We start from the raw sequence: 13817 nt of genomic DNA, 5'->3' as shown, positions 1-13817 counted from the left end.
ATCACCAGACCTGGAGGTCATGTGATACCTGTGGGAGCGGGCGTGCCCGCGAAGGGCCGCTAGGCGGCCCCATTTCAATTTCCGGCTTTGATACTGGTCCAGATTCGCGTACGAATACGGTCGATCTTCGCCGGCATCGCCTCCAGCGCATACAGCTTGCCCATCACCTCGTCGCTCGGGTAAATCATCGTATTACCCTTCATCGCCGGGTCCACCAGCCCGTCCGCCTTGAGGTTGCCGTTGGCGTACTGGACGTGGTTGCTGATGTTGGCCATCACTTCCGGCTGCAGCAGGTAGTTCATGTAGGCATATCCGGCCTTTTCATCCGGCGCATCGACGGGCATGGCAACCATGTCGAACCACATCGGCGCGCCCTCCTTGGGTATCGAATAGCCCACCTTCACGCCATTGTTCGCCTCGTCGGCGCGGTTCTTCGCCTGCAGCACATCCCCTGAGAACCCCACTACCACGCAGATATCGCCGTTGGCCAGGTCGCCCGTGTACTTGGACGAGTGGAAATAGCTGATGTAAGGCCGCACTTTCATCAGCAGGTCCTTGGCCTTCTCGTAGTCCTTGGGGTCTTGGCTGTGATGGGGCAAGCCCAGGTAGTGCAGGGCGATCGGCAGCAGTTCGGGGCCATTGTCCAGCACCGCGACGCCACAGCTTTTCAGCTTGCTCATGTACTCGGGCTTGAAGATCAGGTCCCAGGAGTCCACGGGCGCGTTGTCGCCGAGCACCGCCTTGACCTTGTCGATGTTGTAGCCAATACCGGTACTGCCCCACAGGTACGGGAAGCCGTACTGGTTGCCCGGGTCGTTCACCTCCAGCGCCTTGAGCAGCACCGGGTTGAGGTTGTGCCAGTTAGGCAGCTGGGATTTGTCCAGGCGCTTCAAGGCCTTGCCCTGGATCTGCCGGGCCATGAAATGGTTGGAGGGGAACACCACGTCGTAGCCGGAATTGCCGGTCATCAACTTGCCATCGAGGGTTTCATTGCTGTCGTACACGTCATAGGTCGGCACGATGCCGCTGGCTTGCTGGAAGTTTTTCAACGTATCGGGGGCCACGTAGCTGGACCAGTTGTAGATCTTCACCGTTTCAGCGGCGCTGGCCACGCTGGCGGCCAGCATCAGGGGGGCGAGGAGGAAGGTGCGCATGTCGGGTTTACCTTGCTTTGTCTGTTGTTATCGAAGGCAGGCGATCAGCGGATCAGAAAATAAGCACGTAGGTTTTGCGCACGGTCTCCTGGATGTCCCAGGTGCCGGTGCTGTTGGCCGGTAGCATCAATGCGTCTCCGGCTTCTATGACCAGGGGCTCGCCACCGTCGGGGATGAACGTGCAGCGGCCCTTGATGAAATGGCAGAACTCCTGTTGCACGATCTGCCGCCGCCAGCGCCCTGGGGTGCATTCCCAGATGCCGGTTTCAACGCCATCGCTGCGCTCCACGCAGGTGACTGACGTGACTGCCACGGGTTCGCCGAGCGGTACCGCGACCGGGTTGGAGCTGTCGAGCACGGCAAATTCGGTGTTCTTGAACTGGGTGATGCTCATGACCGGTGGATCCTGTACGAGTGAAAAGGGAAGTCAGTGCATGAAGCCTTCCATGAAGTCCGCAACCGAGATGGCCAGGCGCCGCCTCCACGGTGCACTGGCGGGGTTGGCGAGGGTCCGGTCCTCGTGGACGAAGCTCTGGATGATCGCGTTGTAGCCCAGCCAGCGGCAGGGCTCGGGAGGCCAGCTTGCCAGGCTCGATAGCGGGCGGTTGTCGAGCACCCAGGGTTGCGCCGTCAGTTCGTTGTGCTGGTTGAGGATCAGCGCCGCCAGGGTGCGCCCACCCAGGTTGGTAGCCCCGACGCCTTCGCCGCCGTAGCCGCCGGCAAGGGCGATGCCGCGCTGGCGGTCGCAAAGCATGTGTGGGCGGAAGCGTCGCGCCATGCCGAGGTTGCCGCCCCAGGTATGAGTGATGCGTACCTGTTTGAGCTGCGGGAACAGTTCGCCGAACAGGTAGCGGCGCAGTTCGACTTCGTGTTCGTCGAGGTTGAAGTTCTCGCGCAGACGCCCACCGAAGCGATAGCCACCGCGAGCACCGAAGACCAGACGGTTGTCGGCAGTGCGCTGGCCGTAGGTGACCTGGCGGCTGCTTTCACTGAAGGCTTGGCCCTTGCTCAGGCCAATTTGCTCCCAGGTGGCCTCTGGCAGCGGCTCGGTGGCCACCAGCAGGCTCTGTACTGGCAATTGGTGTTTGCCCAGTGGCGGCAGGCTGGCGGCGTAACCCTCCACGGCAGGTACCATCCACTGGCAGCGAATCTGTGCCAGCGGGGTACGCACCTCGCTCGGCTGCCAGTCGATGGCCGGGGTGTTTTCGTAGATCGATACGCCCAGCGCCTCCACTGCCCGGGCAAGGCCGCGCACCAGCTTGGCTGGCTGGATGGTCGCCGTGTGCGGGCTGTAGATGGCTCCAAACGCATTGCTGACCCGTAACTGGTTACCCAGCTGCTCGGGGCTCAGCCAGCGGTAGTCGTCCTCGGTCATGCCTTGGCGATACAAGTCGTCGAGGTAGGCGCGCAGGCTGCGTTCCTGCTCCGGGTAGCGCGCCGCGCAATAAAGGACGCCGCCTTTGCGGTAGTCACAGTCGATGCCTTCACTTTGCAGCACGCGATGCACTTCATCCGGGATGCCGTGCAGCAGGTCGATGCTGGCGCGGCGCTGTTGCGGCGAGAGGGCACCGAGCAGGCGGTCTTCGCCGAGCAGGTTGCCCATCAGCCAGCCCCCATTACGGCCGGAGGCGCCGAAGCCAGCGATTTGGGCTTCGATCACCGCGATGTTCAGCTGGGGGGCCTGGCGCTTGAGGTAGTACGCGGTCCAAAGGCCGGTATAGCCGGCACCGATGATGCACACGTCAACGTCGAGGTCATTGCGCAGTGCCGGGCGCGCGCACAGCGGCTCGTCGAGCTGGTCCATCCACAAGCTGAGCGTGCGCAGGGGTTGCATCGGGTTCGGCTCCACATCCGTCAAGGTCTGTGGGCGATGCTATTGGTGTCAGTGGGCGGCTGTCTTACGTGCGTGCACGCAGGGAAATTTGCTTCAGGTAGGCCTTGGGCGTGAACCCGGTGTGTTCGCGGAAGCACTTGTAGAACGCCGACAGCGAGTTGAAGCCGGCACTGAAGGCCAGCTCGTCGATCGTCGCCTCGACGCTGTCGTCGCCGAGGCTGGCCATCAGGTGCTGCAGGCGTGCCTGGTTGACGTAGCGGTAGAAGCTTTGCCCCAGCACCTGGTTGAGCAGGTAGGAAATCTGGTTGCGGCTGTAGCCGCTGGCGTCGGCGACCTGTTGCAGGTCGAGCTCCGGGTCGAGGTAGGGGCGTTGACGCCGGAAGTAATGCTCCAGGTCCTGGGCCATGGTCGACAACTGCCGAGGCGACAAGCCCAGGCGGCTGGTGGCGGGGCGCGGACCGCTGTTGGCGTGGCCTGTGCCGTTCTGGCGGACCAGCGTGGCGTATTCGTTGACCCGCCAGATCAGCCCGTCCCTGACGGTGATCGCCTCGCTGGACTGGAACGCAACCAGGCCGTCACCGCCCTGGACCGTGACCTGATACTGGATGAATGCGGTGCTGCCATCGACGCGGATGCGGTCGCTGTGGACGATGTCCTCGCCGGCTTCATGGGGCAGGCAGGCGCGTACGTAGTCGCGCAGTTCCTGATGGCCGAGCACGCGGTTCTGAAAGAAGTCGTGGTACTGGATATCGGGGTGGTAGAGCGCCATGACACCGTCGAGGTCGCGATGCTTCCAGCAGAGGTGGTAGCGCAGCACGATTTCGGCGGTAAGCGGCGTTTGTTCGGGGCCATCGGGGAGTGTGGTGGCGATCATGGGTGGATAGTGCATTGCAGAACACCCAGGTGCAAGGGCGTGGATCCTGCATATTGCACGGTTTGCTCAGGCGGCTTGGAGGGTAAGCCTTTGATTCTTATGAATGTAGTTTTTTGATACAACTGGCATGGCGGCTGCACCTTTCTTGTCACCATCGAACAAGGAGAAAGGCCATGCGCTCGATACTGCTTTGGATGATTGGGGTGCCGATTCCGGTGATCATTCTGATCTGGTTCTTTATGCATTGAGATTTTGGGGGCCGCTTTGCGGCCCTTTTGCTACAACTCTTCGCTACAAAAGGCGTGTGCAAGGCAGGGCCCGGATGTCGGGCTTGAGATCAATAAATCCAGTTTGGTGTTCTGATGAACACCAAAGGCCTCGTGACATTTTCTTCGGTATATAAATTGTAGATTTTTGGGGGAGTGTGCCAATGGCGTATTTTTCGCTGCGGGCCTGTAGATATGAGTGCTCATAGTAATGGACTATCAAATCTATCTTGCAAAAGTCATGTTGATATGTTGCCTTGCATGGCAGCATTTGCGGTAGTGGTGAAACTGGAAGTTTTGTAGACGCATCTGCCCGATTAGGCTTGACGGCGTCTGCAGTCAGCAAGCAGGTATCAAAGCATTGAAAATGCCTTGTCCCGTACACAAAAAAACTGACACTCCCCTGATAGTCGAATCCCGGTATCCGTCCGGCCAACACATCTTCCTGACGAAACCGGCGAAGGCCATGGTGTCCACCTAAAAGTGGACACCATTTCTGGCCCATCAAGCGGATTTTCCAGGCATCCTCAGCGCCGTACCTACAATAAACCTTTCAAAGCCCAGAGTGCGACGAGCCCGGCGCCTCCATCGCAAACATCGCCTTGGGCCACAGCCTCAATGGCAACCTCGTCCACAAATGGATTCAGCTCCACAATCAAAAAGCCTTGGCACTTCAGCTGGGCAGCGCAGCAAACTGCTGTTTTTCGCACTGAGGGCTGCCCAGTTTTCTAACAGTTAAAGAAACTGCTCCGCATAGTGGCACGCAACCTGCCGCGTACTCACCTGCCTCAGTGCCGGCACCTCCTTGGCACACCGCTCGGTCGCATACGGGCAGCGTTTGTGAAACGCACACCCATCCGGCGGGTTCAGCGGGTTGGGCAGCTCCCCGACGATACGAATTTTCGGCTTCAACGGGTCTGGATGAATCGCGGGTGTCGCCGACAGCAGCGCCTGGGTATACGGGTGCAGCGGCTTCGCGTAGATGTCCTCCTTCGGCCCCATCTCCGCCGGCCGCCCCAGGTACATCACCAGTACCTGATCCGCCACATGCCGCACCACCGCCAGGTTGTGCGAGATGAACACGTAGGCGGTGTTGAACTCCTTCTGCAGATCCATGAACAGGTTCAGCACCTGCGCCTGAATCGACACGTCCAGCGCAGAGGTCGGTTCGTCGGCCACCAGCACCTTGGGTTGCAGCATCATCGCCCGGGCCAGGGCGATACGCTGGCGCTGGCCGCCGGAGAACATGTGTGGGTAGCGCTGGTAGTGCTCGGGGCGCAGGCCGACCTGCTCCATCATCTTCTGCACTTTGTCGCGGCGCTCGGCCTTGCTCAGCGAGGTGTTGATCAGCAGCGGTTCGGCCAGTTGGTCACCGATCTTCTGCCGTGGGTTGAGCGAGGCGTAGGGGCTCTGGAACACCATCTGCACATCGCGGCGCAGTTGTTTGCGCTCTGCCTTGCTGGCGCCCTTCACCTCGGTGCCGGCAATTTGCAGCGATCCGGACGACGGCTCTTCGATCAGGGTCAGGGCGCGGGCCAGGGTCGACTTGCCGCAGCCCGACTCGCCGACCACGGCCAGGGTCTTGCCGGCCTCCAGTTCGAACGACACGCCATTGAGCGCGCGCACCAGCGCATGGCCCTTGAACAGCCCGCGGGAGACTTCGTAATGCCGGGTCAGCTCCCGGGCGGATAGAACGACGGCCATCACGCCACCTCCTGGTTCAGCGGGTAGAAGCAACGCACCAGGCTGTGGGCCTGAGGGTCGAGGGGCGGGCGCTGGCGCCGGCAATTGTCCTGTACATAGGGGCAGCGTGGTGACAGCAGGCAACCGACCGGGCGGTCGTAGCGGCCGGGGACGATGCCAGGCAGGGTGGCCAGGCGTTCGGCGCCAATGCTGTGCTCGGGGATCGCGGCGAGCAGGGCTTCGCTGTAAGGGTGGGCGGGCACATCGAACAGTTCTGGCACCTGGCCCACTTCCACGGCTTGGCCGGCGTACATCACGCACACCCGCCTGGCGGTTTCGGCGACCACGGCGAGGTCGTGGGTGATCAGGATGAGCGCCATGTTGCGCTCCTTCTGCAGGTTGACCAGCAGTTCCATGATCTGTGCCTGGATCGTCACGTCGAGGGCCGTGGTCGGTTCGTCTGCGATCAGCAGCTTGGGCTCGCCGGCAATGGCCATGGCGATCGCCACACGTTGGCTCATGCCGCCTGACAGCTGGTGCGGGTAAGCGTCCAGGCGGCTTTCTGCGGCCGGGATCTCGACCTTTTTCAAGAGCTCCAGAGCACGCTGGCGTGCAGCCTTGCCTTTCAGGCCCAGGTGCTGTCGTAGCACTTCCTCGATCTGGAAGCCTACGGTGTAGCTGGGGTTGAGCGCGGTCATCGGGTCCTGGAAGACCATGGCGATGTCCTTGCCCACCACCTTGCGCCGCTGACGGCCGCTGAGCTTGAGCATATCAGTGCCGTCGAAGGTCAGTGAGTCGGCGGTGATGCGCCCGGGAGCGTCGATCAGGCCCATCAGGGCCATCATGGTGACCGACTTGCCCGAGCCGGACTCGCCGACGATGGCCAGGATCTCGCCAGCGTCCACTTTCAGGTCCAGGCCGTCTACCACCGGTACTGCATTGGCGTCGCCGAAGCGCACATTCAGGTTGTTGATCTGCAACAGTGACATGGCGTTCTCCTCAGGCGGCATTCTTGAGTTTCGGGTCCAGCGCATCGCGCAGGCCGTCGCCCATCAGGTTGATTGCCAGCACACTGAGCAGGATGGTCAGGCCGGGCAGGCTTACCACCCACCAGGCGCGCTCGATGTAATCCCGGGCCGAAGCCAGCATGGTGCCCCACTCGGGGGTAGGCGGCTGCACGCCGAGGCCGAGGAAACCCAGCGCAGCGGCGTCGAGGATCGCCGAGGAAAAACTCAGGGTCGCCTGCACGATCAGCGGTGCCATGCAGTTGGGCAGCACGGTGACGAACATCAGCCGGGGCAAGCCGGCGCCGGCCAGGCGGGCAGCGGTGACGTAGTCGCGGTTCAGTTCGCCCATCACCGCGGCGCGGGTCAGGCGCACGTAGGACGGCAGGGAAACGATGGCGATGGCGATCACGGTGTTGATCAGGCCAGGGCCGAGGATGGCGACGATGGCCACAGCCAGCAGCAGTGACGGCAGCGCCAGCATCACGTCCATCAGGCGCATGATCGACGGGCCGAGCAACTGCGGGAAAAAGCCGGCCAGCAGGCCAAGGAGAATGCCCGGGATCAGTGACATCACCACTGACGACAGGCCGATCAGCAGCGATAGCCGTGCACCCTGAATCAGCCGCGAAAGCAGATCACGGCCCAGTTCGTCGGTGCCCAGGATGAACTGCCAGGTGCCGCCTTCCAGCCACACCGGCGGGGTCAGCAGGAAGTCGCGGTACTGCTCGCTCGGGTCATGCGGGGCGACCCAAGGCGCGAACAGCGCGCAGAACACCACCAGGCACATGAAGGCCAGGCCCATGACCGCGCCCTTGTTGCGCGCGAAGGCTTGCCAGAATTCTTTGTACGGGGAGGGGTAGAGCAGGCTCTGGTCCACCGGGCTGGCCGGTGACACGGATTTTGGAATCGGGCTAGTCATGGCAAGGGCCTCAGCGCTGATGACGGATGCGTGGGTTGGCCAGGCCGTAGAGGATGTCCACGACGAAGTTGACCAGAATCACCAGGCAGGCGATCAACAGGATGCCGTTCTGGACCACGGGGTAGTCACGGGCACCGATGGCTTCGATCAGCCATTTGCCGATGCCCGGCCAGGAAAAGATGGTTTCGGTCAGCACCGCACCGGCCAGCAGCGTGCCGACCTGCAGGCCGAACACGGTCAGCACCGGGATCAGCGCATTGCGCAGGCCATGGACGAACACCACACGGGCCGGCGACAGGCCTTTGGCGCGGGCGGTGCGGATGTAGTCTTCGCGCAGTACTTCAAGCATCGACGAGCGGGTCATGCGGGCGATCACTGCCAGCGGGATGGTGCCGAGCACGATGGCCGGCAGGATCAGGTGCATCACAGCGTCCTTGAACGCGCCTTCTTCATCGCTGAGCAGGGTGTCGATAAGCATGAAGCCGGTCTTCGGCTCGATGTCGTAGAGCAGGTCGATGCGCCCGGAAACCGGGGTCCAGCCCAGGCTCACGGAGAAGAACATGATCAGGATCAGGCCCCACCAGAAAATCGGCATCGAGTAGCCGGCCAGTGATATGCCCATGACCCCGTGGTCGAACAGCGAACCGCGCTTGAGTGCGGCGATTACACCGGCCAGCAGGCCGACGACGCCGGCGAACAGCAGGGCGGCGAAGGCCAGTTCCAGGGTGGCCGGGAACAGGGTGAGGAACTCGCGCCACACGCTTTCGCGGGTGCGCAGCGATTCGCCAAGGTCACCCTGGGCAAGTTTGCCGACGTAGTCCAGGTACTGGACCGGCAGTGGCTTGTTCAGGCCCAGGCGTTCCATGGCCTGGGCATGCATTTCGGGGTCGACCCTGCGCTCGCCCATCATCACTTCCACCGGGTCGCCGGGGATCAGGCGTATGAGCGCGAAGGTCAGCAAGGTGATGCCGAAAAAGGTCGGTATCAGCAGGCCAAGGCGCCGGGCAATAAAACTCAACATTGTCGGGGTTACCTCATCAGGCCGTGGGGCGATCAGCCCGGTACGGCAGTGCCGCCGGTCCCCGTGTGGGTGGCCGGCGGTCGTTGTTGTTCTACTTCACCTTGGTGGTGGCGAAGTTGTTGTTGGTCAGAGGGTTGATCACGTAGCCCTCCACGTTGTCACGCATGGCGGTGAACATCTTTGGATGAGCCATGCTGATCCAGGGTTGTTCGTCATCGTACACTTTCAATGCCTCGTTATAGAGCCTTGCACGCTCGTCGTTGTCGATCACTTCGCGGGCGCGGCTGATCAGCTCCTGGAACTTGGGGTTGCACCAGCGCGCATAGTTCTCGCCACTTTTCACGGCATCGCAACTGAGCAGTGGGCTGAGGAAGTTGTCCGGGTCGCCGTTGTCGCCGGCCCAGCCGGTGGACACCAGGTCGGCTTCGCCGTTCTTCGCCCGGCGCAGCATCTCGGCCCATTCCATGACGCGGATATCCAGCTTGAGGCCGATCTGTTTGAGATCGGCCTGCAGCATCTCGGCAGACAGGCGCGGGTTGGGGTTGGTCGGGCCGCCGCCGTTGCGGGTGAACAGGGTGATTACCGTGCCCTCGGGTACACCGGCCTGGCTGAGCAGTGCGCGGGCTTTATCGAGGTCGCGCGGTGGGTTCTGGTTATGGGTGTTGTAGCCGATCATGGTGGGTGGGTAAGGGTTTACACCCACCAGTGCGTTGCCTTTGCCAAACAGTTGGTCGACATGGGTCTGGCGGTCGAAGGCCATGTTGATGGCTTTACGCACGCGCACGTCGTTGAGGTATTTGTGCTGGGTATTCATGGCGATGTAGCCGGTGACCAGGGCCTCGATTTCTTCAACCTTGAGTTTCGGGTCTTGCTTGATCGATGGCACGTCATCGGGCTTGGGATAGAGCGCCACCTGGCACTCGTTGGCGCGCAGTTTCTGCAGGCGCACGTTGCTGTCGATGGCGATGGCGAACACCAGCGCATCGGCCGGCGGCTTGCCGCGGAAATAGTCCGGGTTGGGCTTGAAGCGGACCTGGGCGTCCTTGTTGTAACGCTGGAAGATGAAAGGGCCGGTGCCGATCGGCTTGCTGTTCAGCTCGGCGGTCTTGCCAGACTTGAGCAACTGGTCGCCGTATTCGGCGGAGTAGATCGAGGTAAAGCCCATGGCCATGTCGCGCAGGAACGGCGCTTCCGGTCGGCTGAGGGTAATCACCACGGTGTGCTCGTCAGCCTTGCTGACCGACTTGAGCAGTTCCTTGAACCCCATGCTTTCGAAGTACGGGTAGCCGACGCTGGTCTTGTCATGCCAGGGGTGGTTCGGGTCGAGCTGGCGATTGAGGCTCCACAGCACGTCATCGGCGTTCAAGTCACGGGTGGGCTTGAAGTAGTCGGTGGTGTGGAACTTCACCCCCTGACGCAGATGGAAGGTGTAGGTCAGGCCGTCGGCTGAAATGTCCCAGCGCTCGGCCAGGGCTGGCTGGATCTCGGTGGTGCCGGGTTTGAAGTCGACCAGGCGGTTGAACACTGTCTCGGCCGAGGCATCGGCGGTGACTGCGGTGGTGTACTGGACGATGTCGAACCCTTCCGGGCTAGCTTCTGTACACACCACCAGCGGCTTGGCCGCCAGTTGCGTGGCGCCGCCCAGAAGCAGCGCGACCAGGGCTAGGCGCAACGGCCGCGATTTCATGAAAGCTCTGTGCATGTGTTGAAAACTCCCTGCTTGCATTGGTTCCAGCGTAGCCGCCCCGGCCCGCAGCGAAACGGGCCAGGGCGCCGACGGTCAGAGAATGTTGAACGGAATGGTGGTGACCACGCGGAACTCATCCAGGCTGCCATCGCCCTGGGCCTTGCTGGCGCGATGGGTGGTGTAGGTGGCGCGGATGCTGGTGTCTTTCAGCGGCCCGCTCTGCAACGCGTAGCTGGTGCCGATACCCCACTCATAGTGGGTTTCGCCATCCAGGCCATTCACGTCGTAGGCAGTGCCGCGGTAGTGGGTGCCGTCGATACCCCAGCCGCGGGCGTTGTACAGGTTGAACTTCAGGCCAGGCACGCCATAGGGCGCCATGTTCAGCACATAGGAAAGCTGCAGCGATTTCTCGTTGGGGCCGTTGAAGTCCGACAGCAGCGAGTTGGCCAGGAAGATGCCGTTGGTTTCGTGCAGGTAGTCGAAGTACTCATTGCCGTTGACCTGCTGCCAGGAGGCGCTGAGGGTGTGGGCTTGATGGGTCAGGCCCAGTGACAGGCTGTAAGTGTCGTTGTCGATCTTGCCCATTTTCTGGCTGCCGGCGTCGACGGTCTTGTAGTAGTTCAGGCCGGTGCTCAGGCTGAGCACTGCGCTGTCGCCGAGCACATGGTTGGCGCCGAAGTAGTACTGGTTCCAGAAGTCCTCGACCTTGGTGGCGTACAGGCTGGTACTCAGGCTCTTGAACGGCTGGTAGTTGATGCCGGCGGTGCTGGCACGGTCGGTTTCCACGCCGGTGGCGCTGTACTCGCTGCGGAACTTGCTGAGGCTCTGTTCGGTACGTGGCGAGACGCGGTCGAAGGTGCCCAGGTCGATGCTGAGGTTGTCGAATTCAGCGCTGTGCAGGAACGCGCCCTGGAAGCTCGAGGGCAGGGCGCGGTTGCCGATGTAGGCGATCATCGGCGTGTCCACCGACTGGCGGCCAAGGGTAAGGGTGGTGTTGGACACGCGCGCCTTGATATTGCCCAGGCCCAGTTTGCTCCACTGGCCGACGGGGTCGCCATCGCTGTGGGTGAGGGTGCGGTTGTTGGGGCCGGCGATGGCTTCGCGGCTCTGCTGCAGGGCGATGGCGTTGTAGCCGGCAGCCTCGACGGCGAAGCCCACGGTGCCCTGGGTGAAGCCGGAGCTGTAATTGAGGATGGTGCCCTGGACCCAGTTTTCACGGCTGTGGGTGTCGTGGCGGGTGCCGTCGTTCTTGTAGTACTTCCACAGCGGCGCGCGTGCGGCACGTTCGCGGGCATACCAGTTGCGGGTGCTACCGGACAGGCTTTGGCCGTCGATGAAGCCGCTGGCTTGCGCTTGCTCGCTGCTGCTTTTGAGGGTGAGCGGGAGGTAGTCCTGGCTCTGCGGATCTGCCTGGGCCACCGTGGAAAAGGCACTGATGGATAACGCCAGTGCGGTCAAGGTGAATACTTTCAAGGTTAAAGCTCCCTTTCTTTTCTAGTTATGGCCGGCCTTGTGGGCCGGGTGATTGCTGCGGTGTTGCCAGGGGTGCCGCGGGATCGCCGGGCAGAATCGGGGCGTTGTGTTGGCCGTTCTGGCCTCTTCGCGGGCAAGCCCGCTCCCTCAGGTAGGGCGCAGTGTCCGAACCTGTCGAGATCCTGTGGGAGCGGGCTTGCCCGCGAAGAGGCCGGTACTGGCTAACGCTTAATCAACACTCACACCGGAAAAATCATTGCGCCCAAACGGGCTGACCTTGAACTGGGAAACCTTGACGCTAAGCGGCTGGCTCACGGTGGAATGCGCCACCGGCGTAATCGGTACCTGCTGCTTGAGCCGCTGCTGGGCCTGCTGGTACAGGGCGGTGCGTTGCGTACGGTCGGTCACTTGCTTGGCCTGCTTGACCAGGCTGTCGTACTGCGGATCGCACCACTGCGAGTAGTTGTTGCTGCCGATGGCATCGCAGCTGTAGAGGGTACCCAGCCAGTTGTCCGGGTCGCCGTTGTCACCGGTCCAGCCGATCAGGGCGATGTCGTGCTCACCGTTTTTCATGCGCTTGAGGTATTCGCCCCATTCGTAGCTGACGATGCGCACCTTGAATCCGAGCTTGCTCCAGTCCGCCTGGAGCATTTCGGCCATCAGCTTGGCATTGGGGTTGTACGGGCGTTGCACCGGCATGGCCCACAGGGTGATCTCGGTGCCAGGTTTGACACCCGCCTGCTGGATCAGCTGTCTGGCCTTTTCCGGCGCGTACGGGGCGTCCTTGATGCTGTCGTCATAGGACCACTGGGTCGGTGGCATGGCGTTGACCGCCCGTTGGCCGGCGTCCTGGTACACCGCCTGGAGGATGGCTTCCTTGTTGACCGCCATGTCCATTGCCTGGCGCACTTCCAGGCGGTCGAATGGCGGGTGCTGGGTGTTGTAGGCGATGTAGCCGAGGTTGAAGCCTGGTTGCTGGAGCACCTGCAGCGTGCTGTCGGCCTTGAGCGCCGGCAGGTCGGCCGGGCGTGGGTGCAGGGTCACCTGGCATTCATTGCGGCGCAGCTTCTGGATACGCACCGACGGGTCGGTATTGATCGAGAACACCAGGTTGTCGATCTTCACCTCGTTCGCTGCCCAATAGTCCTTGTTGCCCTTGTAGCGGATCTGCGAATCCTTCTGGTAGCGCTGGAACACGAACGGCCCGGTACCGATAGGCTGCTGATTGATGTCGCTGGGGCGTCCACTGGCCAGTAGCTGCTCGGCGTATTCAGCGGAGAGGATGGAGGCGAAGCTCATGGCCAGGTTCTGGATGAACGCGGCATCGACGGTGTTCAGGGTGAACACCACGGTCAATGGGTCGGTCTTCTCGACACGGGCGATGTTCTTGTCCAGGCCCATGCCGTTGAAATAGGGAAACTCGGTAGGGTAGGCCTGACGGAACCGATGACCCTTGTCGAGCATGCGGTTGAAGGTGAACAGCACATCGTCGGCGTTGAACGTGCGGCTCGGGCTGAAGGCCTTGTTGCTGTGGAACCTGACCCCTTCACGCAGGTGGAAGGTGTAGCGCAGGCCGTTGTCGGACACCTCCCAGTGCGTCGCCAGGGCCGGATGCACGGCGGTGCCGCCACGTTCGAACTCGACCAGGCGGTTGTAGATGGGTTCGGCGGCGTCGTTGTCGGTGGCGCTGGTGTACTGGGCGGTGTCGAAACCGGCGGGGCTACCTTCAGAGCAGAACACTAGGTTGTTGGCGAGCAGGACCGGGGATTGGCTGACCAGGCCCAGGGCCAGCAGCGCGGAAAGGCAGGTAACGTGGCGCATGGCAAATCCTTTTTCATCTGTTCGCGCCGCCTCCGGGTACGACTGACGGCAACAGTTCGCCGACCCCGTAGCGTATGG

At 62.1% G+C, this 13817-nt stretch carries 11 protein-coding genes; all 11 read right to left on the bottom strand.

The features are described from left to right. Positions 1-74: 74 nt before the first annotated feature. Positions 75-1154: a polyamine ABC transporter substrate-binding protein gene (locus ACF8O8_RS02460; protein ID WP_003248478.1), complete on the bottom strand. Its 1080-nt coding sequence runs from the start codon at positions 1152-1154 to the stop codon at positions 75-77. A 52-nt stretch (positions 1155-1206) separates the two neighbouring features. Then, positions 1207-1548 carry a cupin domain-containing protein gene (locus ACF8O8_RS02455; protein ID WP_010952084.1) on the bottom strand — a complete coding sequence of 114 codons (342 nt, stop codon included), beginning with the start codon at positions 1546-1548 and terminating at the stop codon, positions 1207-1209. Between the two features lie 33 nt (positions 1549-1581). Beyond that, positions 1582-2988: an NAD(P)/FAD-dependent oxidoreductase gene (locus tag ACF8O8_RS02450; protein ID WP_392509189.1), complete on the bottom strand. Its 1407-nt coding sequence runs from the start codon at positions 2986-2988 to the stop codon at positions 1582-1584. Positions 2989-3052: 64 nt separating this feature from the next. Continuing rightward, positions 3053-3877 carry a nuclear transport factor 2 family protein gene (locus tag ACF8O8_RS02445; protein WP_010952086.1) on the bottom strand — a complete coding sequence of 275 codons (825 nt, stop codon included), beginning with the start codon at positions 3875-3877 and terminating at the stop codon, positions 3053-3055. Between the two features lie 986 nt (positions 3878-4863). Beyond that, entirely contained in the window at positions 4864-5832 is a 969-nt protein-coding gene (locus ACF8O8_RS02440) for a peptide ABC transporter ATP-binding protein (RefSeq protein WP_010952088.1), read from the bottom strand. Beyond that, positions 5832-6800, bottom strand: coding sequence for an ABC transporter ATP-binding protein (locus ACF8O8_RS02435; protein WP_010952089.1), 969 nt, complete (start codon positions 6798-6800; stop codon positions 5832-5834). The genes ACF8O8_RS02440 and ACF8O8_RS02435 overlap by 1 nt, the downstream gene beginning before the upstream one ends. Positions 6801-6810: 10 nt before the next feature. Continuing rightward, a complete protein-coding gene (locus ACF8O8_RS02430) occupies positions 6811-7737 on the bottom strand; it encodes an ABC transporter permease subunit (protein ID WP_009685150.1) in 927 nt (308 codons plus the stop codon). Positions 7738-7747: 10 nt separating this feature from the next. Continuing rightward, on the bottom strand, positions 7748-8758 hold the full coding sequence (locus tag ACF8O8_RS02425) for an ABC transporter permease subunit (RefSeq protein WP_003255257.1): 1011 nt from the start codon (positions 8756-8758) through the stop codon (positions 7748-7750). A gap of 91 nt (positions 8759-8849) precedes the next feature. After that, on the bottom strand, positions 8850-10460 hold the full coding sequence (locus tag ACF8O8_RS02420; RefSeq protein WP_172835036.1) for an ABC transporter substrate-binding protein: 1611 nt from the start codon (positions 10458-10460) through the stop codon (positions 8850-8852). Between the two features lie 78 nt (positions 10461-10538). After that, positions 10539-11918: an OprD family porin gene (locus ACF8O8_RS02415; RefSeq protein WP_010952091.1), complete on the bottom strand. Its 1380-nt coding sequence runs from the start codon at positions 11916-11918 to the stop codon at positions 10539-10541. A gap of 228 nt (positions 11919-12146) precedes the next feature. Next, positions 12147-13739 carry an ABC transporter substrate-binding protein gene (locus ACF8O8_RS02410; RefSeq protein ID WP_392509188.1) on the bottom strand — a complete coding sequence of 531 codons (1593 nt, stop codon included), beginning with the start codon at positions 13737-13739 and terminating at the stop codon, positions 12147-12149. Positions 13740-13817: the final 78 nt, after the last annotated feature.

Source organism: Pseudomonas sp. TYF_14 (assembly GCF_043105275.1).
GTDB lineage: Bacteria > Pseudomonadota > Gammaproteobacteria > Pseudomonadales > Pseudomonadaceae > Aquipseudomonas > Aquipseudomonas alloputida.
The sequence above is the reverse complement of the archived record's forward strand: the minus strand, read 5'-3'. Positions and strand labels throughout refer to the sequence as shown.

What these genes read in the sequence shown, in the direction of transcription:
- ACF8O8_RS02440 (WP_010952088.1), bottom strand. Translation starts at nt 5,832, where the DNA reads ATGGCCGTCGTTCTATCCGCCCGGGAGCTGACCCGGCATTACGAAGTC.
- ACF8O8_RS02455 (WP_010952084.1), bottom strand. Translation starts at nt 1,548, where the DNA reads ATGAGCATCACCCAGTTCAAGAACACCGAATTTGCCGTGCTCGACAGC.
- ACF8O8_RS02435 (WP_010952089.1), bottom strand. Translation starts at nt 6,800, where the DNA reads ATGTCACTGTTGCAGATCAACAACCTGAATGTGCGCTTCGGCGACGCC.
- ACF8O8_RS02410 (WP_392509188.1), bottom strand. Translation starts at nt 13,739, where the DNA reads ATGCGCCACGTTACCTGCCTTTCCGCGCTGCTGGCCCTGGGCCTGGTC.
- ACF8O8_RS02425 (WP_003255257.1), bottom strand. Translation starts at nt 8,758, where the DNA reads ATGTTGAGTTTTATTGCCCGGCGCCTTGGCCTGCTGATACCGACCTTT.
- ACF8O8_RS02420 (WP_172835036.1), bottom strand. Translation starts at nt 10,460, where the DNA reads ATGCACAGAGCTTTCATGAAATCGCGGCCGTTGCGCCTAGCCCTGGTC.
- ACF8O8_RS02450 (WP_392509189.1), bottom strand. Translation starts at nt 2,988, where the DNA reads ATGCAACCCCTGCGCACGCTCAGCTTGTGGATGGACCAGCTCGACGAG.
- ACF8O8_RS02430 (WP_009685150.1), bottom strand. Translation starts at nt 7,737, where the DNA reads ATGACTAGCCCGATTCCAAAATCCGTGTCACCGGCCAGCCCGGTGGAC.
- ACF8O8_RS02445 (WP_010952086.1), bottom strand. Translation starts at nt 3,877, where the DNA reads ATGCACTATCCACCCATGATCGCCACCACACTCCCCGATGGCCCCGAA.
- ACF8O8_RS02460 (WP_003248478.1), bottom strand. Translation starts at nt 1,154, where the DNA reads ATGCGCACCTTCCTCCTCGCCCCCCTGATGCTGGCCGCCAGCGTGGCC.